Origin of the sequence: Mesorhizobium sp. CC13 (assembly GCF_039907765.1) — a bacterium.
Taxonomy (GTDB): Bacteria; Pseudomonadota; Alphaproteobacteria; order Rhizobiales; family Rhizobiaceae; genus Aminobacter.
Genome location: NZ_JARDJI010000003.1, coordinates 328,460 through 341,801, shown reverse-complemented (window position 1 = coordinate 341,801; position 13,342 = coordinate 328,460). Strand labels below are relative to the sequence as shown.

The window sequence follows — 13,342 nt, the reverse complement described above, 5'->3', positions numbered from 1 at the left end:
AGGTTTGAAGTCTCTTAGCATCTGTTTTGGAGCAAGCCGAGCATGCTTCCCACCAAGAACCTGCTGCGCGACCAAGGTAGCCCCTATCTGCGCCAACATGCCGAAAACCCGGTGCATTGGAGGCCCTGGTCAAAGGGTGCGCTGGCAGAGGCCGTCCGCCTCGACCGCCCCATTCTGCTCTCGGTCGGATATGCCGCGTGCCACTGGTGCCACGTCATGGCCCATGAAAGCTTCGAGAACGAGCAGGTCGCCGAGGTAATGAACCGGCTGTTCGTCAATATCAAGGTGGACCGCGAGGAGCGGCCCGACATCGACCAGATCTATATGGCCGGACTGGCCAGCATGGGCGAACAAGGCGGCTGGCCGCTGACCATGTTTCTCACGCCCGACGCCAAGCCGTTCTGGGGCGGTACCTACTTCCCACGCGAACCGCGTTATGGCCGCCCCGGCTTCATCCAGGTGCTCAATGCCGTGGACGCAGCCTGGCGTGGCAAGCGAGCGAATATCCTCCAGAGCGCCCAGGAACTCAGCCAGCATGTAGGTCAGAGGCTGGGCGGCAGTGCAGCTCCGGCCGAACTCACCGCAGAGGCGGTCAGGACCTTGGCCTCCGGTATTTCCAGCCTCATCGACAGGGAACTGGGCGGCTTGCGCGGAGCGCCGAAATTCCCCAATGCGCCGTTCATGCAGACGCTATGGCTTTCCTGGCTTAAGTCGGGAAACGAGAAGCATCGCGACGACGTTCTCGAAAGCCTGGAGCACATGCTGCGTGGCGGGATCTACGACCAAGTCGGCGGCGGGTTGGCCAGGTACTCCACTGATGCCGAATGGCTGATCCCGCATTTCGAGAAGATGCTGTACGACAACGCCCAGCTCATCAGGCTGCTCAACTGGGCTTATGCAGCCTCTGCAGACGAACTGTTTCGGATGCGAATCGAACAGACGGTGGACTGGATGCTTCGCGAGATGCAGTTGCCGGCGGGAACATTCGCGTCGAGCCTAGATGCCGACAGCGAAGGCGAAGAAGGTCGCTTTTACACCTGGACGAGAGCTCAAATCGAATCCGCGCTTGGAAACGATTCCTCCATATTTTTCAAATACTTCTCACTGGAGAAGCCGGCCGCTTGGGAAGGCGACCCCGTCGTCTGCCAGACACAGGCGCAAGCCGATCTGGCCCTGACCGAAAGCAAAACCGTTCGAACAGTCCTGGAACGATTGCAGCTATCGCGCGAAAATCGCATACGCCCCGGCCGCGACGACAAGACGCTGACCGACTGGAACGGCCTGGCGATCGCCGCTCTTGCCGAAACCGGGCGCTCGCTCGGCCGCAAGGAGTGGATATCCACCGCTGCCAGTGCCTTCGAGGCGATCGCGGCAGCGGTCGACCAGGACGGGCGCCTTCCCCACTCCAGCCTCGGGGACAGGCGGCTCTTTCCGGCGCTTTCCAGCGACTATGCCGCCATGATCAACGCAGCGGTTTCGCTTTTCGAAGCAACGCGGGACAGCACCTACATCGATCGCGCCCGCGACTTCCTCGAGCAACTCGACCGCTGGTATCTCGATGCGACAGGCAGCGGTTACTACCTCACCGCCGCGGACAGCGGCGATGTGCCACTGCGCATACGCGGCGATGTCGACGAAGCGATCCCATCCGCCTCGAGCCAGGTCATCGAGGCCATGGTGCGGCTGGCTTCCGCCACGGGCGACCTTGAATTGGAACGCAGGGCCTGGGACGTCGGCGCCCATGCCACCGGTCGTATCCAGGGACAGCAATATGGCCAGGCCGGCATCGTCAATGCCTGCGTCCTGCTGCATGAACCCAAGAAGCTGATAATCGTCGAGGACCCAGTCGAACCAAAGCTTGTTCCGGTGGCGAATCGAAGCCCGGACCCGCGCCGGGTAGACATAATTCTCGCGCTCGGGGAGCAACCGGCCCACGCCACGCTGCCGGGAGACGAACTGCCGGACACGAAAAAGGCCGGCGCCTATCTCTGCGCCGGCCTCACTTGCCTTCCTGTCATCAACGATCCCGAAGCGCTCGAAGCAGCGCTGCGCCGGCGCTGACGGCTCAGGTATTCATCGAATCGAAGAAGTCGGCGTTGGTCTTGGTCTGCTTCAGCTTGTCGATGAGGAATTCGATCGCGTCGGTCGTCCCCATCGGCGCGAGGATACGGCGCAGAACGAAGATCTTCTGCAGATCCTGCCGCTGCACCAGGAGGTCTTCCTTGCGGGTGCCGGACTTCAGGATGTCCATCGCAGGGTAGATGCGCTTGTCCGCCACCTTGCGGTCGAGCACGATTTCCGAGTTGCCGGTGCCTTTGAACTCTTCGAAGATGACTTCGTCCATTCGGCTGCCGGTATCGATCAGCGCGGTGGCGATGATGGTGAGCGAACCGCCCTCTTCGATGTTGCGGGCTGCACCGAAGAAGCGCTTCGGACGCTGCAGCGCGTTGGCATCGACACCGCCGGTCAGCACCTTGCCGGATGACGGCACGACGGTGTTGTAGGCGCGGCCGAGGCGGGTGATCGAATCGAGCAGGATGACGACGTCGCGGCCGTGTTCGACCAGGCGCTTGGCCTTCTCGATGACCATTTCGGCAACCTGGACGTGGCGAACGGCCGGTTCGTCGAAGGTCGACGACACCACCTCGCCCTTCACCGAGCGCTGCATGTCGGTCACTTCTTCCGGACGCTCGTCGATCAGAAGCACGATCAGATAGCATTCGGGATGGTTGGTGGTGATCGAGTGCGCGATGTTCTGCAGCAGCACGGTCTTGCCGGTGCGCGGCTGCGCCACGATCAGGGCGCGCTGGCCCTTGCCGAGCGGCGCCACCAGGTCGATGACGCGGGGCGAGATGTCCTTGGTCGTCGGATTCTCGACTTCCATCTTCAGCCGCGACGTCGGGTAGAGCGGCGTCAGGTTGTCGAAGTGGATCTTGTGACGGATCTTCTCGGGATCGTCGAAATTGATGGTGTTGACCTTGAGCAGCGCGAAATAGCGCTCGCCTTCCTTCGGACTGCGGATCGGGCCTTCCACCGTGTCGCCGGTCTTCAGCGAGAAACGGCGGATCTGCGAGGGCGAGATATAGATGTCATCCGGTCCCGGCAGGTAGTTAGCGTTGGCCGAGCGCAGGAAGCCGAAACCGTCCTGCAGCACTTCCACCACGCCGTCGCCGATGATCTCGATGTCCTGCGCGGCAAGCTTCTTCAGGATGGCGAACATCAGCTCCTGCTTGCGCATGACGCTGGCGTTCTCGACCTCGAGCGATTCGGCAAACGCGATCAGATCGGTCGGCTTCTTGTTCTTGAAATCCTGGAGTTTCATTTCCTGCATGAACGGACTCTGGGTGAGCGTGGGGAAAATTCTATCGGCTTATCGCGATAAGCGCCGGGCGCGGCCAGAGAGCGGGTGAAGACGGCGCATGGCTGGAAGGAAGAACAGCTTTGTATCCCTCCCCAGCCGAAAGAGCAAGGCGCGGTCCCACGATTTTGGAAGCGATCTAAAACGGCTTGACCACCACCAGGATCACGATCGCGATCATCAGCACCGTGGGGACCTCATTGACGATGCGCCAGTGCCGCGACGGCTTCTCGTTGCGATCCTCGGCAAAGCGGCGCACCGATGCCGACAGGTAGCCATGCACACCCGACATCAGGAGAACGGCGGCGATCTTGGCATGCAGCCATCCGCCGGAGAAGCCAAACCCTTTCCACGCGAGCCACAGACCGAAAACCCAGGTCACGGTCATGGCAGGGTTGATGATGCCGCGCAGCAGGCGTCGTTCCATCACCTTGAAGGTCTCGGACTGCACCGAGCCCCTTTCGGCCTCCGCGTGATAAACGAACAGCCGCGGCAGGTAGAGCATCCCGGCCATCCACGAGATCACCGCGATGACATGGATCGCCTTGGCCCAGAGATAAAAACCTTCGGGCGCCGCAAAAAACAGCGCTGCCGTCAGCGCGACAAGGACCACGATGGCAATAGCCGCACGCTTGGCGGCAGATCCGCCACTCGATTGTACGTTGATGCTCATCGCCGCACTGCCCTTCTCACCTGCTTGACCATTGCCTCGACATGCGCGACCGGCGTCTCCGGCGTGATCCCATGGCCGAGATTAAAGATCAGCGGCCCCGACCCCAGCGCATCCAGGATCGCGTCGATGCCTTGTTCCAGGGCCTTGCCACCCGCAACGAGGCGGAGCGGATCGAGGTTGCCCTGCACCGCGCCACCCGCCTGCAGCGCCTTCGCCTGCGCGAGCGGAACCGTCCAGTCTAGGCCAAGACCGGTGACGCCGGTCCGTTCGCGATAGCTGGAGAGCTGCGCGCCGGCCCCCTTGGGAAAGCCGATGATCGGCACATGGGGATGCGCCGCCCTCACCTTGCGCACGATCTCGGCCACCGGTTTCACGCAGCACTTGTCGAAGCTCGCTTCGTCGAGCACGCCCGACCAGGAATCGAAGATCTGCACCACGTCGGCACCCGCTTCGATCTGGCGAATGAGGTAGGAGGCCGAATGATCGGCAAGGATCGACAGCAGCTTCGCCATCGCCTCGGGCTCGCGGTAGGCGAACAGCCGCGCCGGCGCCTGGTCGGGGGTTCCATGGCCGGCGATCATGTAGGTGGCGACAGTCCAGGGTGCGCCGCAGAAGCCGATCAGGGTGGTCTTGTCCGGCAATTCCCGCCGCAGCCGCCGCACGGTCTCGTAGACCGGTTCGAGATTCACGTGAAACTTTTCGCCATCGAGCGCGGCAACTTCATTCGCCGTGATCGGCGTCATCAACGGCCCTCGCCCCTCTTCAAAGCGGAGGTCGCGACCGAGCGCGTGGGGAACGACCAGGATGTCGGAGAACAGGATCGAGGCGTCGAAATCAAAGCGCCTGATCGGCTGCAGCGTCACCTCGACGGCGAAATCGGGATTGTAGCAGAGGTCGAGGAAGCTCCCCGCCTTTTTCCGTGTCTCCCGGTACTCGGGGAGATAGCGTCCGGCCTGGCGCATCATCCAGAGCGGAGGAACGTCGAGGCTCTCGCCTTTGAGGACTTGGAGAAGGGCGCGTTTCACGGGCATTGAGCCTCGCTTTCCTGGAGCCATCTATAAACAAAAATTCTTAGAGAAAGAGTCTTCTGATTCTTAGACTCTGTTGGAATCGTGGATTGGCACCTGTTCATAGGCGGCCCCCGTTTTCCACCTGTCATAGTGACGCGCAAGCGTTTTGGCCACTGGGGAAAACTCCGTGACTGCTTTCGATTCAACGATCTGAATCAAAGCCCTAGCTGCCCGGCGAAGGGATCCTGATTCTGTGAGCGGCCAGGGATGATCAAACAATCCCCACAATACTCCCCGCCGCCGCGGCGAAACTGACAGCGGACCGAATTGTGGACAAATTGGCATCTGATACAGTCGCGCCGACCGCATCGGGCCGTGCCGGCCCTTTATCCACATTTGACCACAGACCCGGGCGCCCGCTGTGAACAAACCGCAAAGCTTCTTCCACCTGCACCTCATTTCCGATGCTACCGGCGAAACCTTGCTGGCCGCCGGCCGCGCGGCTTCGGCGCAATACAAGGACGCCCGCGCGATCGAGCACATCTACCCGCTGATCCGCACCGAAAAGCAGCTGATGAAGGTGTTCGACGACATCGACGAAGAGCCAGGCATCGTGCTGTACACGGTGGTCGACCAGCATCTGGCCGGCATCATCGACAGCCGTTGTGCGGCGATGGGCTTGCCGTGCGTGTCGGTGCTCGAACCGGTGCTGACCGTATTCCAGTCCTACCTGGGCGCGCCGGCGGGCCGCAGGGTCGGCGCCCAGCACGTTCTCGACGCCGAATACTTCCGCCGCATCGACGCGCTGAACTTCACCATGGAGCACGACGACGGGCAGCTGCCGGACGACATCGACCAGGCGGATGTCGTGCTGATCGGCATTTCCCGGACGTCTAAGACGCCGACCAGCATCTATCTGGCCAATCGCGGCATCAAGACCGCCAACATCCCCATCGTGCTCGGCGTGCCGGTGCCCGAAAGCCTGGTCTCCGCCAGGGTGCCGCTGATCGTCGGGCTGGTGGCGACGGCCGAACGCATCTCGCATGTCCGTCAAAACCGCATCCTCGGCTCGACCATGGCGTTCGACGCCCAGGAATATATCGACAGGGCCTCGATCACCGAGGAACTCGCCTATGCGCGGCAGATATGCACCCGGCACAACTGGCCGATGATCGACGTCAGCCGCCGTTCGATCGAGGAGACGGCCGCGGCGATCGTTGCCCTGCGCAACAAGAGCCGCTAGGAGCGAAGACTGGCGGCGCCGATGGCCGCGCCACGAGACAGGCAAGGCCCGTGACCGAAAAACTCATCCTGGCGTCCGGAAGCCCATTCCGGAAGAAGCTGCTCGAACATGCCGGCATCGGCGTCGAGGCAATCCCCGCGGATCTCGACGAACGCGCGCTGGAAGCCCCGTTGGCCGACAGCGGCGCATCCCCGGAGGACGTGGCGCTCGTGCTTGCCGAAGCCAAGGCGACGGCCGTCAGCGAGGAACACCCCGGCAGGCTGGTGCTCGGCTGCGACCAGACGCTGTCTCTCGGCGACGAGGTGTTCCACAAGCCGGCCGACATGGAAGGCGCCCGTCGCCACCTGCTCAAGCTGTCGGGCAAGACGCACCATCTCAACAGCGCCGCCGTGCTCGTCCGCGACGGCGAGACGCTATGGCGGCATGTCGGCATCGCTTCGCTGACCATGCGCGAGCTCGATCCCGCATTCATCGGCCGTCACCTAGCGCGGGTCGGCGACAAGGCCCTGTCGAGCGTCGGCGCCTACCAGATCGAGGGCGAAGGCATCCAGCTCTTCGACAAGGTCGAAGGCGACTACTTCACCATCGTCGGACTGCCGCTTTTGCCTGTCCTGGAGAAACTGAGGGAACTGGGCGCTGTCGATGGCTGAACTGAAGGCATTCGTCTGCGGTCATCCGATCGCCCATTCGCGCTCGCCGATGATCCATGGCCACTGGCTGAAAAGCCACGGCATCGACGGCTCCTATACGGCCGTGGACGTTGCGCCGGAGGATTTTTCGGCCTTTCTCGATGGTTTGGCTGCCACCGGGTTCCGTGGCGGCAACGTCACCATCCCGCACAAGGAGGTCGCGTTTGCTCAGGTCCAGCTTCGCGACGAAGCGGCCGAGCAGATCGGTGCGGTGAATACGCTCTGGCTCGATGACGGCATGCTCTGGGGCGGCAATACCGACGCCTACGGCTTCGCCGCCAACCTCGATCAGTTCGCACCGGGCTGGGCGGCAGGAGGCGTTGCAGTGGTTCTCGGCGCCGGCGGCGCCGCGCGGGCCATCATCCACGCGCTGAAGCAGCGCGGCTTCAAGGATATCCGCATCGTCAACCGCACCGTTGCACGAGCCGAGGAACTCGCTAGCCAGTTCGGACCGGGCGTGACTGCTCACACCCAGGCCGCGACCGGCGAATTGCTCGGCGACACCTCGCTCCTGGTCAACACCACCGCGCTCGGCATGCACGGCAACGAGGGCCTGCCGGCTGATCCCGCCGGCCTGCCGGACCATGCAATCGTCACCGACATCGTCTATGTGCCGCTTGAGACGCCGCTGCTCGCTGCGGCCAGGGCGCGAGGTCTGAAAACGGTGGACGGTCTCGGCATGCTGCTGCACCAGGCGGTGCCCGGCTTCGAGCGCTGGTTCGGGCGCCGGCCGGAGGTTACGCCCGAATTGCGCAACCTGATCGTTGCCGACCTGGACGCCAGGAAATGATCGTACTGGGGCTGACCGGGTCCATCGGCATGGGCAAGTCGACCACGGCGAGGATGTTCGCCGAGGCGGGCGTGCCGGTGCACGATTCCGACGAGGCGGTGCACCGGCTCTATGCCGGGGAGGCGGCCCCCCTGATCGATGCGGCCTTTCCAGGTACGGTCATGGACGGCGTCGTCGATCGCGCCGAGCTGTCCCGCCATGTGCTGGGCAACGCCGCGGCGCTGAAGAAGGTGGAGGCCATCGTGCATCCTTTGGTTCGGGCCGACGCCAACGCATTTCTCGAGCGGTGCCGGGCAGCAGGTGCTGCCATCGCCGTGCTCGACATCCCGCTTCTGTTCGAGACCGGCGGACGCGGCCGCGTCGACAAGGTGGTGGTGGTGACGGCCCCTGCCGACGTGCAGCGCGAACGCGTGCTCGCCCGCCCCGGCATGACGGCGGAGAAGTTCGAGGCGATCCTGGCCAAGCAGGTTCCCGACGCAGAAAAGCGCAAGCTCGCCGACTATGTCGTCGACACCAGCCGTGGGCTCGACGCGGCACGCGCGGCCGTCCAGGCAATCATCGACGATTTGACGGTGGGAAAGCCCTAGGCCGGCGAATCGCCGCACTTGTCCGCCGGCCGGGCGGGAGGGCATGCTCGCAGCCAAGGAGAATCACTTGCGCGAGATCATTTTCGATACCGAAACCACCGGCCTCGACAACCGCGAGGATCGCGTCATCGAGATTGGCGGCGTCGAACTGATCAACCGCTTCCCGACCGGGCGGACGTTCCACCAGTACATCAATCCGCAAGGGCGCTCGGTGCACCCCGAGGCACAGGAGGTGCACGGCATCAGCAATGCCGATCTCGAGGGCAAGCCGACCTTTCCCGAGATCCTGGATGACTTTCTGGAATTCATCGACGGCGCCAAGCTCGTGGCGCACAACGCGAACTTCGACATGGGCTTCATCAATGCCGAGTTCGCGCGGCTCAGCGTTGCTGCCGTCGATCCGGGTCTGGTGATCGATACCCTGGCGCTTGCCCGCCGCAAGCACCCGATGGGGCCGAATTCGCTCGATGCGCTCTGCCGGCGCTACGGCATCGACAACAGCCGCCGCACCAAGCATGGCGCGCTGCTCGACTCCGAACTCCTGGCGGAAGTCTATATCGAACTGATCGGCGGCAAGCAGGCCGCACTGGTGCTCGACAGTGCGGCCGGTTCGGCCGCCAACGGACGCAGTTCCGTAGACGTCGAGATCGTCATATCGGCGCGGCCCGAACCGCTGCCCCCACGGCTGAGCGAGGCTGAGATCGCTGCCCATGAAAAGCTGGTCGGCCAGCTGGGCGAAAAGGCGATCTGGAGCAAGCTCGCCCAACAAACGCCGTCCGCGTGACGCGGCGAGCGTGAGTGCCGCCTGCCCAGGCACCAAAAGCGTTCCAACAATCCTTGAAACGAAAAAGCCCGGCACAAGGCCGGGCTCTGAACGAAATGCGATGGGTCGCCGAGGTTTAGCTCGCCTTGACCTTCGAGGCAGCCTTTTCCTCGGCGATCTTCTGCTGGAACATCTGAGCGAAGTCGATCGGGTCGAGCATCAGCGGCGGGAAGCCGCCGTTGCGGGTCGCGTCCGCGATGATCTGGCGGGCGAACGGGAACAGCAGGCGCGGGCACTCGATGAAAAGCAGCGGCAGCATGTGCTCCTGCGGGAAGCCGTCGATGCGGAAGACGCCGCCGTACACCAGCTCGACGTTGAACAGGACGTCGTTGTCGAAGGCGGCCTTGGCGTTGAGCGTCAGGTTCACGTCGAACTGCTTGTCCGTCATCGGATTGGCGTTGACGTTGACGTTGATGTTGATGCCGGGGGCCTTGTCACGGCCGCGCAGCGAGTTCGGCGCGCCGGGGCTCTCGAAGGAGAAGTCCTTCACATATTGCGCCAGGACGTTGAGCGTCGGCTGCGAGTTCCCGTTGCCGTTGGCGCCTTCAGGCGCATCGTTCGTGGCCATAAGCCTGTTTCCTCTTGGCTTGGCCGCGGCGCGGCCCGTATTGGAATCGCGCGTTGGCTAGCATGCTCGGCATGGCAAGACAAGGTTTTGCCGGCGTCAGTCCCTGTCACCACGTTCGTTGCCGATGGAGCGCCAAGGCGAATTGGGGTTCGGCTGACGGGAGAAATCGTTCTTGTCGAGGTCGATGGTCTTGCCGGGCGTCGGGCCGCCGCGGCGGGCGAAACCGCTGAAATCCGTCGCGAAATGCACGCGCTTGCTCAGAAAGCGCCAAGCGAGCTCGCGCACTGGCGGCAGAAACAGCAGGATGCCGAAGACGTCGGTGATGAAGCCGGGGATCAGGAGCAGGATGCCGGCGAGTACGATCATGGCGCCGTTGGCGAGCTCCTTGCTGGGATCTCGTCCGGCATCGAGTTCGTTGCGGATGCGGGTCATGACCCCGAAACCCTGTACGCGCAGCAGCACCGAGCCCACGACGGCGCTGAGCAGCACCAGCCCGATGGTCGGAAGCACGCCGATTTCGCTGCCCACGACGACGAAACCGGCGATCTCCAGCAGCGGCAGGGCGAGGATCAGTAGGGGCAGCATGGATTGGTCCGGTTCGAGTTAAGGTCCCAGCGACATGCGGTCACACGCAAATCGCATACATCTCTAGATAGGACGCTGCGCCTTTGATTTGAATGATCGGCGCATGCGTTCTATATGCAAGGGCTAAGGGGTGCTCGCAGGGCACCAGCGAATGGCAGATAGTCCGGCTCAGGCCGCGAACAAGGGACGGATCGGCGGAAGATATGGAATTCTTCGATTTCGGCACGATTTTCTTTCTGATCGCGGCGGTTGTGATCTTTTTCCAACTCCGCAACGTGCTCGGACGCCGTACCGGCAACGAACGCCCGCCGTTCGACCCTTATACTGCCGCACGCAACCGTTCCCAGGACGCCAATGGCAAGTCGGAGAACGTCGTCTCGCTGCCGCGCAAGCGCGCCGCCGGTGAAACCGGCGAAGAGGCCTATGCCGCGATCGACGCCTTCGCCCAGCCGGGTACGGACCTCAACAAGGGCCTACGCGCCATCAAGGACGCGGATGCCTCCTTTGAACCCAAGGGTTTCGTCGACGGCGCCAAGATGGCCTACGAGATGATCGTCATGGCCTATGCCGATGGCGACCGAAAGACGCTGAAGAACCTGCTGTCGCGCGAAGTCTTCGACGGCTTCGTCGCTGCCATCAGCGACCGCGAGGGCCGTTCGGAGAAGATCCAGTCGTCCTTTGTCGGCATCGACAAGGCCGACATCGTTTCGGCCGAGATGAAGGGCTCGGAGGCCCATGTCACGCTGCGGATCGTCAGCGAACTTATCTCGGCGACGCGCGACAAGGCCGGCACGGTCATCGACGGCGACCCGGAAACCGTGGCCGAGGTCAAGGACGTCTGGACCTTCGCCCGCGACACGCGCTCGCGCGACCCGAACTGGAAGCTTGTCGCGACCGAGGAAGAAGACTGATCAGATAGGGCGGACGACGCCTGTGCCGCTCGCCCCCGCATTCCGGCCGATCAGCTTCGCCGACCTGCCCGGCTGGCTCGCCGACGACCAGCTGGGCGCCTTCGAAGCTTTCCGCCGTTCGGCCTTCCATGTCCTGACCAAGCCCTATCGCACTGGCGCGCTCGGCGTGGATTCCGGTGCTTTCGGCGAAGCCTATGCCGAGGCGCGCGAACGCTCTTGTCGTGACGGAGCTGCCGCTCGCTCGTTCTTCGCGCGGCATTTCCAACCGGCCTTCGTGGCGCCAGCTGGTCGCCCCGCAGGGCTGGTCACCGGGTTCTATGAGCCCGAGGTCGACGCCTCCCCCGTCCGGACCGAACGTTTCACGGTGCCCTTGCTCGGGCGGCCAGCCGACCTGGTCGACGTCGACGTGGCCAACCGGCCGACCGGCATGGATCCGTACCTCGCCTTTGCCCGGCAGACCCCTGACGGCCTGGTCGAGTATTTCGACCGCGAGGCGATCGAGCGCGGGGCCTTGCGCGCCCGTGGGCTGGACATTGCCTGGCTGGCCGATCCGGTCGACGCGTTTTTCGTCCATGTCCAGGGCGCGGCGCGGCTGAGGATGCCCGACGGCACGTTGCGGCGGGTTACCTACGCCGCCAAATCGGGGCAGCGTTTCACCGGACCGGGCGGGATCCTGGCGAAAATCGGCGAAATACCGCTGGCCGAGGTCACGATGCAGTCGATCCGCGCCTGGTTCAGAGCCAATCCGCATCGCATCGACGATATTCTCTGGCGCAACCGCTCCTACATCTTCTTTAGGGATGCGCCCGTGGACGACGCCTCGCTCGGACCGATAGCCGCCGCAAAAGTGCCGCTGACTCCGGGGCGGTCGGTTGCAGTCGACCGCCTGCTTCACACATTCGGCACGCCGTTCTTCATCGCTTCGCCGTCGCTGACGGCCTTCGACGGCAAGCCGTTTGGCCGGCTGATGATCGCGCAGGATACGGGTTCGGCCATCACCGGGCCTGCGCGCGGCGACCTGTTCGCGGGCTCTGGCGACGCGGCCGGCGAGGTCGCGGGCGTCGTGCGCAACGACGCCGACTTCTTTGCGTTGTTGCCCAGGCCCCTGCTCGCCGGAGGCTCGTCATGAGCGCAGGGCGCGACCGCAAGCTTACCGACGAGGAGCGGGTGCTGTGGACGGTCGTCGCCAGGACGGCGATGCCGCTCAAGGGTCGGGGAGCCGTCGAAATACCGGAAGCAACGGCAACCGCCATGCCGGACGCGGCGCCGGCGCAGGCTATGCCAAACGTGTCTCCGCGCCCGTCGGTCTCGCCGAAGCGCCAGCACCTCTCGCACCACCTTGACGAACCGACGCTGGACAAGCTTTCCAAGGGCCGTCTCCGGATCGAAGGCAGGGTCGACCTGCACGGGATGACGCAGGAAGAGGCCTATTCGCTGCTCTACATGTTCCTGTCGCGCGCCCATGCCGGCGGGCTACGCTACGTGCTGGTCATCACCGGCAAGGGCACTTCCAAGGGTGGCGACGGCGTGCTGAAGCGCATGGTGCCTGCCTGGCTGGCAACCGCGCCGTTCCGACTGCTGGTCGGCAGCCACGACCACGCCGCCCGCCACCACGGCGACTCGGGGGCGATCTACGTCCGGCTGCGTCGGAGGGCGGGCCATTGACCCCGCTCGGCCAGCGCATCCGCGAACTCAGGCGCGAACGCGGCGTCAGCCAGAAGGACATGGCCTCTGCCATCGGCGTCAGCGCGGCCTACCTGTCGGCACTGGAGCACGGCCACCGCGGCGTGCCGAGCTGGCCGATGATCCAGAAGATCATCGGCTACTTCAACGTCATCTGGGACGACGCGGAGGAGCTCCAGAAGCTCGCGGAGGGGTCGCGGCCGCGCGTCGTGGTCGACACGTCGGGCCTGTCGCCCGCGGCCACCCAGGTCGCCAATTTGCTGGCAACGGCGGTCGGCGAGCTGAGCGAAGCCGAGCTCCTGGCGCTCGGCGACCAGCTACGCGAAGCGCTGGCGCGGCGGAAGGGCGCATAGAGCATTTTTGATGCCAGACGGAGCCGTCCGGCATCGCACAAATGCGGCAAGGAAAAACAACGAGAGCGG

At 64.0% G+C, this 13,342-nt stretch carries 15 protein-coding genes; 10 read left to right on the top strand and 5 right to left on the bottom strand.

The features are described 5' to 3' along the window. The first annotated feature begins 42 nt into the window (after window positions 1–42). Window positions 43–2,061 (top strand): thioredoxin domain-containing protein, encoded by a 2,019-nt coding sequence (locus tag PV773_RS07535; RefSeq protein WP_347965742.1) that lies wholly within the window; start codon window positions 43–45, stop codon window positions 2,059–2,061. Between the two features lie 4 nt (window positions 2,062–2,065). On the opposite strand, the gene rho is transcribed toward PV773_RS07535, so the two are convergent. From rho to hemE, 3 genes are all read right to left on the bottom strand, one after another. Next, window positions 2,066–3,331, bottom strand: a complete 1,266-nt coding sequence (gene rho, locus PV773_RS07530; protein ID WP_018430513.1) for a transcription termination factor Rho — start codon at window positions 3,329–3,331, stop codon at window positions 2,066–2,068. A 166-nt stretch (window positions 3,332–3,497) separates the two neighbouring features. Beyond that, window positions 3,498–4,031 carry a protoporphyrinogen oxidase HemJ gene (gene hemJ / locus PV773_RS07525; RefSeq protein WP_347965741.1) on the bottom strand — a complete coding sequence of 178 codons (534 nt, stop codon included), beginning with the start codon at window positions 4,029–4,031 and terminating at the stop codon, window positions 3,498–3,500. Beyond that, window positions 4,028–5,062 (bottom strand): uroporphyrinogen decarboxylase, encoded by a 1,035-nt coding sequence (gene hemE, locus PV773_RS07520; protein ID WP_347965740.1) that lies wholly within the window; start codon window positions 5,060–5,062, stop codon window positions 4,028–4,030. Before hemE ends, hemJ begins: the two co-directional genes overlap by 4 nt. A 400-nt stretch (window positions 5,063–5,462) precedes the next feature. Here hemE and PV773_RS07515 point away from each other — a divergent pair, with 400 nt between their 5' ends. The 5 genes from PV773_RS07515 to dnaQ all read left to right on the top strand — a co-directional run bounded on the left by PV773_RS07515 (window position 5,463) and on the right by dnaQ (window position 9,134). Next, on the top strand, window positions 5,463–6,284 hold the full coding sequence (locus PV773_RS07515; protein ID WP_347965739.1) for a pyruvate, water dikinase regulatory protein: 822 nt from the start codon (window positions 5,463–5,465) through the stop codon (window positions 6,282–6,284). Window positions 6,285–6,334: 50 nt separating this feature from the next. After that, the gene (locus PV773_RS07510; RefSeq protein WP_347965738.1) at window positions 6,335–6,934 is read left to right on the top strand and encodes a Maf-like protein; all 600 of its coding nucleotides are present in this window, start codon (window positions 6,335–6,337) and stop codon (window positions 6,932–6,934) included. Then, window positions 6,927–7,763 carry a shikimate dehydrogenase gene (locus PV773_RS07505; protein WP_347965737.1) on the top strand — a complete coding sequence of 279 codons (837 nt, stop codon included), beginning with the start codon at window positions 6,927–6,929 and terminating at the stop codon, window positions 7,761–7,763. Before PV773_RS07510 ends, PV773_RS07505 begins: the two co-directional genes overlap by 8 nt. Continuing rightward, window positions 7,760–8,350 carry a dephospho-CoA kinase gene (gene coaE, locus PV773_RS07500; RefSeq protein WP_347965736.1) on the top strand — a complete coding sequence of 197 codons (591 nt, stop codon included), beginning with the start codon at window positions 7,760–7,762 and terminating at the stop codon, window positions 8,348–8,350. Before PV773_RS07505 ends, coaE begins: the two co-directional genes overlap by 4 nt. 67 nt (window positions 8,351–8,417) lie before the next feature. Beyond that, window positions 8,418–9,134 carry a DNA polymerase III subunit epsilon gene (gene dnaQ / locus PV773_RS07495; protein ID WP_347965735.1) on the top strand — a complete coding sequence of 239 codons (717 nt, stop codon included), beginning with the start codon at window positions 8,418–8,420 and terminating at the stop codon, window positions 9,132–9,134. 115 nt (window positions 9,135–9,249) lie between these two features. On the opposite strand, the gene secB is transcribed toward dnaQ, so the two are convergent. Together secB and PV773_RS07485 are read right to left on the bottom strand one after the other, a co-directional pair. After that, a complete protein-coding gene (gene secB, locus PV773_RS07490) occupies window positions 9,250–9,741 on the bottom strand; it encodes a protein-export chaperone SecB (RefSeq protein ID WP_340038562.1) in 492 nt (163 codons plus the stop codon). A 96-nt stretch (window positions 9,742–9,837) separates the two neighbouring features. Continuing rightward, window positions 9,838–10,326, bottom strand: a complete 489-nt coding sequence (locus PV773_RS07485; protein ID WP_347965734.1) for an FxsA family protein — start codon at window positions 10,324–10,326, stop codon at window positions 9,838–9,840. Window positions 10,327–10,529: 203 nt separating this feature from the next. Between PV773_RS07485 and PV773_RS07480 the strand changes: the two genes are divergently transcribed. From PV773_RS07480 to PV773_RS07465, 4 genes are read left to right on the top strand one after another with little or no spacing between them, the layout of a single operon-like run. Further along, the gene (locus PV773_RS07480; RefSeq protein WP_347965733.1) at window positions 10,530–11,237 is read left to right on the top strand and encodes a Tim44/TimA family putative adaptor protein; all 708 of its coding nucleotides are present in this window, start codon (window positions 10,530–10,532) and stop codon (window positions 11,235–11,237) included. Between the two features lie 22 nt (window positions 11,238–11,259). Next, window positions 11,260–12,366: a murein transglycosylase A gene (locus PV773_RS07475; RefSeq protein ID WP_347965732.1), complete on the top strand. Its 1,107-nt coding sequence runs from the start codon at window positions 11,260–11,262 to the stop codon at window positions 12,364–12,366. Then, window positions 12,363–12,902 carry a Smr/MutS family protein gene (locus PV773_RS07470; RefSeq protein WP_347965731.1) on the top strand — a complete coding sequence of 180 codons (540 nt, stop codon included), beginning with the start codon at window positions 12,363–12,365 and terminating at the stop codon, window positions 12,900–12,902. The genes PV773_RS07475 and PV773_RS07470 overlap by 4 nt, the downstream gene beginning before the upstream one ends. Then, window positions 12,899–13,273, top strand: a complete 375-nt coding sequence (locus PV773_RS07465; protein WP_347965730.1) for a helix-turn-helix transcriptional regulator — start codon at window positions 12,899–12,901, stop codon at window positions 13,271–13,273. Before PV773_RS07470 ends, PV773_RS07465 begins: the two co-directional genes overlap by 4 nt. Window positions 13,274–13,342 lie beyond the last annotated feature (69 nt).

Excerpts from the sequence above, each read along its gene's own strand:
- PV773_RS07535 (WP_347965742.1), top strand. The coding sequence starts at position 43 with ATGCTTCCCACCAAGAACCTGCTGCGCGACCAAGGTAGCCCCTATCTG.
- rho (WP_018430513.1), bottom strand. The coding sequence starts at position 3,331 with ATGCAGGAAATGAAACTCCAGGATTTCAAGAACAAGAAGCCGACCGAT.
- hemJ (WP_347965741.1), bottom strand. The coding sequence starts at position 4,031 with ATGAGCATCAACGTACAATCGAGTGGCGGATCTGCCGCCAAGCGTGCG.
- hemE (WP_347965740.1), bottom strand. The coding sequence starts at position 5,062 with ATGCCCGTGAAACGCGCCCTTCTCCAAGTCCTCAAAGGCGAGAGCCTC.
- PV773_RS07505 (WP_347965737.1), top strand. The coding sequence starts at position 6,927 with ATGGCTGAACTGAAGGCATTCGTCTGCGGTCATCCGATCGCCCATTCG.
- coaE (WP_347965736.1), top strand. The coding sequence starts at position 7,760 with ATGATCGTACTGGGGCTGACCGGGTCCATCGGCATGGGCAAGTCGACC.
- secB (WP_340038562.1), bottom strand. The coding sequence starts at position 9,741 with ATGGCCACGAACGATGCGCCTGAAGGCGCCAACGGCAACGGGAACTCG.
- PV773_RS07485 (WP_347965734.1), bottom strand. The coding sequence starts at position 10,326 with ATGCTGCCCCTACTGATCCTCGCCCTGCCGCTGCTGGAGATCGCCGGT.
- PV773_RS07480 (WP_347965733.1), top strand. The coding sequence starts at position 10,530 with ATGGAATTCTTCGATTTCGGCACGATTTTCTTTCTGATCGCGGCGGTT.
- PV773_RS07470 (WP_347965731.1), top strand. The coding sequence starts at position 12,363 with ATGAGCGCAGGGCGCGACCGCAAGCTTACCGACGAGGAGCGGGTGCTG.